The sequence below is a fragment of the Streptomyces sp. MnatMP-M17 genome (genome assembly GCF_900091995.1).
Lineage (GTDB): Bacteria > Actinomycetota > Actinomycetes > Streptomycetales > Streptomycetaceae > Streptomyces.
In genome coordinates this window covers 1-5,039 of sequence record NZ_FMDK01000905.1, presented here as the reverse complement: position 1 = coordinate 5,039, position 5,039 = coordinate 1, and the positions used below count along the sequence as shown (strand labels likewise).

The window sequence follows — 5,039 nt, the reverse complement described above, 5'->3', positions numbered from 1 at the left end:
GTGGGAGCCGGTGGCCGAGTGGAAGCGGAACCGGCTGCCCACCGTCGCCGCGCCTCCGGTGAGTGCCCAACTGCCTTGCGCGATCGGCCCGGTGATGTAACTCAGGAACGAGGACTTGATGCCCCAGTCGAGCCTGCCGCCCCGCACCGTACGGTCCGCCGCCTGTGCGCCGGCGGCCGGCAGCAGGGCCCCCGGCAGCGCCAGCAGAAGCGCGACGGCGAACGCGCGCACCGGTCTGAAGGACAGCATCGAGTGACTCCCACAGGTGAACGGACCGAGATACAGACATCCTCGGATCTGGCAAGCGAGGTAAGGCTAACCTAAGCTACATCCAGCCCGAACCGGAACCCTCCGTCGGCGGGAATCACAACAAAAAGAACGATCAGGACAACGAACAGGACGGTGCACTCCGTGCGCAGATCACGCCTGACGAGTGCGCTCCTCTCCGCGCTCGCCCTCGCCCTGGCCGCGACCGCCACCGGCTGCGGTGGCGCTGGTGGTGGCGGCAGCGCCGCCCGTGGCAACGGCGACAACGGCGTTACGAAGACGGCCGACCGCGTCCAGCCCTTGGCGGGCATACCGGCACCGCGACTGCCGGTCACGGTGGACTCGGCGGACGGCCGCGAAGTGACGGTCACCTCGGCCGACCGGATCGTGCCGCTGACCGGTTCGCTGAGCGAGATCGTCTTCACACTCGGCCTCGGCGACCGCGTGGTGGCACGCGACATCACCGCCACCTTTGAACAGGCGGCGAAACTGCCGGTGGTGACACGGGCGCACGATGTCTCGGCCGAGGGCGTGCTCTCGCTCAAGCCGACCGTCGTCATCGCCGACACCACCACCGGCCCGGCCGAGGCCCTCGGCCAGATACGGGACGCGGGCATCCCGCTGGTGGTCGTGGCACCGGCGAAGAGCCTCGCCGATGTCGGTGCCCGGATCGACGCGGTGGCCGGCGCGCTGGGCGTCGAGGCGGCCGGCACCGAGCTGAAGGAGCGTACGGACGCGCGGATCGCCGCCGTACAGAAGGACATTCCGGCGCGCGAGGGCGAACGGAAGCCGCGCGTCGCGTTCCTCTATCTGCGTGGCTCGGCCTCCGTCTATCTGCTCGGCGGCGCCGACTCCGGAGCGAGTTCCCTGCTGGAGGCGGCCGGCGCGGTCGACGCGGGCAAGGAGTCCGGACTGCGGAAGGACTTCACCGCGATCACGAGCGAGGCACTGGCGAAGGCCGCGCCCGACGCGATCCTGGTGATGACCAAGGGCCTCGAATCCGTGGGCGGGCCGGACGGCCTGGTGAAGATCCCGGGAGTCGCGGAGACTCCGGCGGGGATGGACCGCAAGGTCGTCTCGATCGAGGACGGCGTACTGCTGAACTACGGTCCGCGCACCGACGAGGTGCTGAAGTCGATCGTCAAGCAGCTCTACGCGAAGGGGAGTTGAGGTGGCGACGACACCGATCGCACGGAAGCCGCCACCAGCCGATACTGGAAGCGGCAACGGCACCCGAAGCAGCAGCAGGAAGCAACTGTCCGCAAGCACCGCCCTGCTGACCGCCGGGCTGCTCGCCGCGCTGGTCCTGCTCTGTCTGCTCTCCGCCGGGATCGGCGCGTACGACATCCCTCTCGGCGATGTCCTCTCCTCCGTCCTGCACCGCACCGGGCTCGGCGGCGCCGCGCTCGACCGCGTGGGCGAGAGCGTCCTGTGGAACGTCCGGCTGCCCCGGGTCGTGCTCGCGCTGCTCGTCGGCGCCTCGCTCGGCTGCGCGGGCGCGCTGACGCAGGGCGTGTTCGGCAATCCGCTCGCCGAACCGGGAGTCATCGGGATCTCGTCGGGCGCGGCGGTCGGCGCGGTCGCCTCGATCGCGCTGGGACTGAGCTTCTTCGGCAACTGGACGGTGACGGTCTGCGCGTTCGTCGCCGGACTGGCGACGGTGCTGCTGGTGTACGCGCTGTCCCGCTCGGGCGGCCGTACGGAAGTGGTCACGCTGATCCTCACCGGCATCGCGGTCAACGCGTTCGCCGGAGCGCTGATCGGGCTCTTCATCTTCTTCGCGGACAACGCGCAGATCACGCAGATCACCTTCTGGCAGCTCGGTTCGCTGGCGCAGGCGACCTGGCCGAAGGTGCTCGCCGTACTGCCGTGCGCGCTGGCCGGTCTCGCCGTGGCGCCTTTCCACGCACGGAAGCTGGACCTTCTCGCGCTCGGCGAGCGGCCGGCCCGCCACCTCGGCGTGGATGTCGAACGGCTCCGTATCGTGCTGGTGCTGGTCGTGGCGCTGCTCACGGCGGCGGCGGTCGCGGTGGCCGGGATCATCACCTTCGTGGGTCTGCTCGTACCGCATCTGCTGCGCATGGCGAACGGTCCCGGCCACCGCTTCCTGGTCCCGGGCAGCGCGCTCGGCGGCGCGCTGGTCCTGGTCGCGGGCGATCTCGCGGCCCGCACGGTCGCCGCGCCGGCGGAACTCCCTCTGGGCGTACTGACCGCGCTCTTCGGCAGCCCTTTCTTCTTCTGGTTGCTGCGCAGAACGCGGCGCAGGCAAGGGGGCTGGGCATGAGAGCCGCCCTCGGACAACACACCCACGCCAACCACGACGTACCCCCCTGCCGGGGGTCCGGGGGTCGCCCCCCGGGCAAGCACAGTTGGCTGCTGCGCAGAACCCGCCGCAGGCAAGGAGGCTGGGCATGAACCTCAAGGCCCTCTTCTCCGTGCGTCGGCGCTCCCTGCCCGCACCCGCCCCGACCGGCACGCCGCTCGCCGAGGTCCGCGGGCTCCATGTCCGGCTCGGGCGGCGCGAGGTGCTGGCCGGTGTCGGTCTGGTCGCGCGCGCCGGTGAAGTGCTCGCGCTCGTCGGGCCCAACGGCGCCGGGAAGTCCACGCTGCTCGCCGCGCTCGCCGCCGATCTGCCGCCCGGCCAGGGCGAGGTACGGATCGACGGGCGCCCTGCGTACGAGTGGTCCGCGCCCGAACTCGCCCTGCGCCGCGCCGTACTGCCCCAGGCCGCCGCGCTCGCCTTCCCGTTCCCGGTCGAGGAGGTCGTACGGATGGGCCGGGCGCCCTGGGCCGGAACACCGCTGGAGGACGAGGACGGGAGCGCCGTCGCGGCGGCGATGGCGGCCACCGAGGTCACCGCGTTCGCCGGGCGGCCCTTCTCCGCGCTCTCGGGCGGCGAACGGGCCCGCGTCGCGCTCGCCCGGGTCCTCGCCCAGCGCGCTCCGCTGCTCCTGCTCGACGAGCCGACCGCCGCGCTCGATCTGCGCCACCAGGAACTGGTCCTGCGGATCTGCCGGGAGCGCGCGGCGGCCGGTGACGCCGTCGTGGTCGTACTGCACGATCTGGGACTCGCGGCGGCGCACGCGGACCGTGTCGCCGTACTGCACAACGGCGAAGTCGCGGCCGAGGGACCGCCCGCCGAGGTCTTCCGCGACGGGCTGCTGAGCCGCGTCTACCGCCAGCCGGTCGAGGTGTTCCCGCATCCGCGTACGGGCGTTCCGCTGGTGATCCCCAAACGCGATCCCCCAAACCGAACAGGAACGGACCGAGAGAGACCTCTTGACCAATACATGACCCGACCATGACCCACCCGAAAGATCCCTGTGACCTCTCCGTGTCCCAGGGATAAACCGCGCGGAGAGTGAGAGCTGAATCACTGGACGAATAGCCATTGCCAAGGTAAGCCTCAGTTAAGTTAGGCCCGCCTCACCTTCAGACTCGTCACCTTCATACTCAGCCACCCTCCCGTCCCATCCCAGCCATCGTGGAGCCCCGCATGCGACCTGTCCGTCTCTCCGTTGTCACCGCAGCCACCGCCGTGGCTGCCCTGACCGCCGTCACGGGCTGCGCCGAGAAGAGCGACGCCAAGGCCGGCGACGGTGCCGGCGCCGTCCAGGTCACCGCGAAGGACGACGCCTGCGAGCTCTCCAAGAACGAGTTCCCGGCCGGACATGTGGAGCTGGCCGTCGAGAACAAGGGCTCGAAGGTCACCGAGGTCTATGTCCTCTTCCCGGACGACCGCATCGTCACCGAGCGCGAGAACATCGGTCCGGGCACCAAGGCGACGGTCACGGCCGAGGTGAAGGCCGGTTCGTACGAGATCGTCTGCAAGCCCGGCATGAAGGGCGACGGCATCCGCCAGAAGGTGACCGTCACCGGCGGTACGGCCGTCAAGCGCAGCCCGGAGATGGACGCCGCGGTCGCCGGATACCGTAAGTACGTCCAGGCGCAGGCCGACGAGACGCTGCCGAAGGTGAAGGTCTTCACCGACGCCGTGCGCGCGGGCGATCTGGAGGCCGCGAAGAAGGCGTACGCGCCCTCGCGGATCGGCTGGGAGCGCACGGAGCCGGTCGCCGAGTCGTTCGGTGACATCGATCCGAAGGTCGATGTGCGCGCCGACGGTCTGGAGCCCGGCCAGGAGTGGACCGGCTGGCACCGGCTGGAGAAGGCGCTCTGGGCGGACAAGAAGCTCGGCCCGGAGACCGCTGCGCTCGCCGACACGCTCGACAAGGACCTGACCGACTGGCAGAAGCGCGTCGGCAAGGCGGAGATCACACCGACCTCCATGGCCAACGGCGCCAAGGAGCTCCTCGACGAGGTCGCCGCGGGCAAGGTCACCGGCGAGGAGGAGCGCTACAGCCACACCGACCTGGTGGACTTCAAGGCCAATGTCGAGGGCGCGCAGCAGTCGTACGAGCTGCTCAAGCCGGTCGCCTCGAAGAACGATCCGGCGCTGGTGACGGAGCTGGACAAGCAGTTCTCCGCGCTGAGCGCGCTGCTCGACAAGTACCGGGACGCTCCCGACTCCTACGAGTTCACCTCGTACGAGAAGGTCGGCAAGGCGCAGCGCAAGGAGCTGTCGGACGGTGTCAACGCGCTGGCCGAACCGCTCTCCAAGCTCGCTGCCGCCGTCGTCAAGTAAGGCTCGGGCCATGACGACCGACGACGCTCAAAGCACGCAGGACAAGCAGGGCACGCAGGAGAAACAGAGTCCCTCCCACAGCCCCTCCCGCCGTTCGCTCCTCGGCTGGGGCGGTGCCGGGCTCGCGCTC

5 protein-coding genes are annotated in these 5,039 nt (G+C 70.2%); 4 read left to right on the top strand and 1 reads right to left on the bottom strand.

Annotation, left to right across the window (positions count from 1 at the left end):
• Positions 1 to 249 (bottom strand): HtaA domain-containing protein (locus GA0115259_RS33155; protein WP_176732738.1); only part of this gene is annotated, 249 nt, incomplete at its 3' end.
• A gap of 162 nt (positions 250 to 411) precedes the next feature.
• Here GA0115259_RS33155 and GA0115259_RS33150 point away from each other — a divergent pair.
• From GA0115259_RS33150 to efeO, 4 genes are all read left to right on the top strand, one after another.
• A complete protein-coding gene (locus tag GA0115259_RS33150; RefSeq protein WP_345941056.1) occupies positions 412 to 1,437 on the top strand; it encodes a heme/hemin ABC transporter substrate-binding protein in 1,026 nt (341 codons plus the stop codon).
• Between the two features lie 85 nt (positions 1,438 to 1,522).
• Positions 1,523 to 2,551 (top strand): FecCD family ABC transporter permease, encoded by a 1,029-nt coding sequence (locus tag GA0115259_RS33145; protein WP_237540671.1) that lies wholly within the window; start codon positions 1,523 to 1,525, stop codon positions 2,549 to 2,551.
• A gap of 127 nt (positions 2,552 to 2,678) precedes the next feature.
• Positions 2,679 to 3,572 carry a heme ABC transporter ATP-binding protein gene (locus GA0115259_RS33140; RefSeq protein ID WP_093603805.1) on the top strand — a complete coding sequence of 298 codons (894 nt, stop codon included), beginning with the start codon at positions 2,679 to 2,681 and terminating at the stop codon, positions 3,570 to 3,572.
• Between the two features lie 191 nt (positions 3,573 to 3,763).
• The gene (efeO, locus tag GA0115259_RS33135; protein ID WP_093603803.1) at positions 3,764 to 4,909 is read left to right on the top strand and encodes an iron uptake system protein EfeO; all 1,146 of its coding nucleotides are present in this window, start codon (positions 3,764 to 3,766) and stop codon (positions 4,907 to 4,909) included.
• The last annotated feature ends 130 nt before the right edge of the window (positions 4,910 to 5,039 follow it).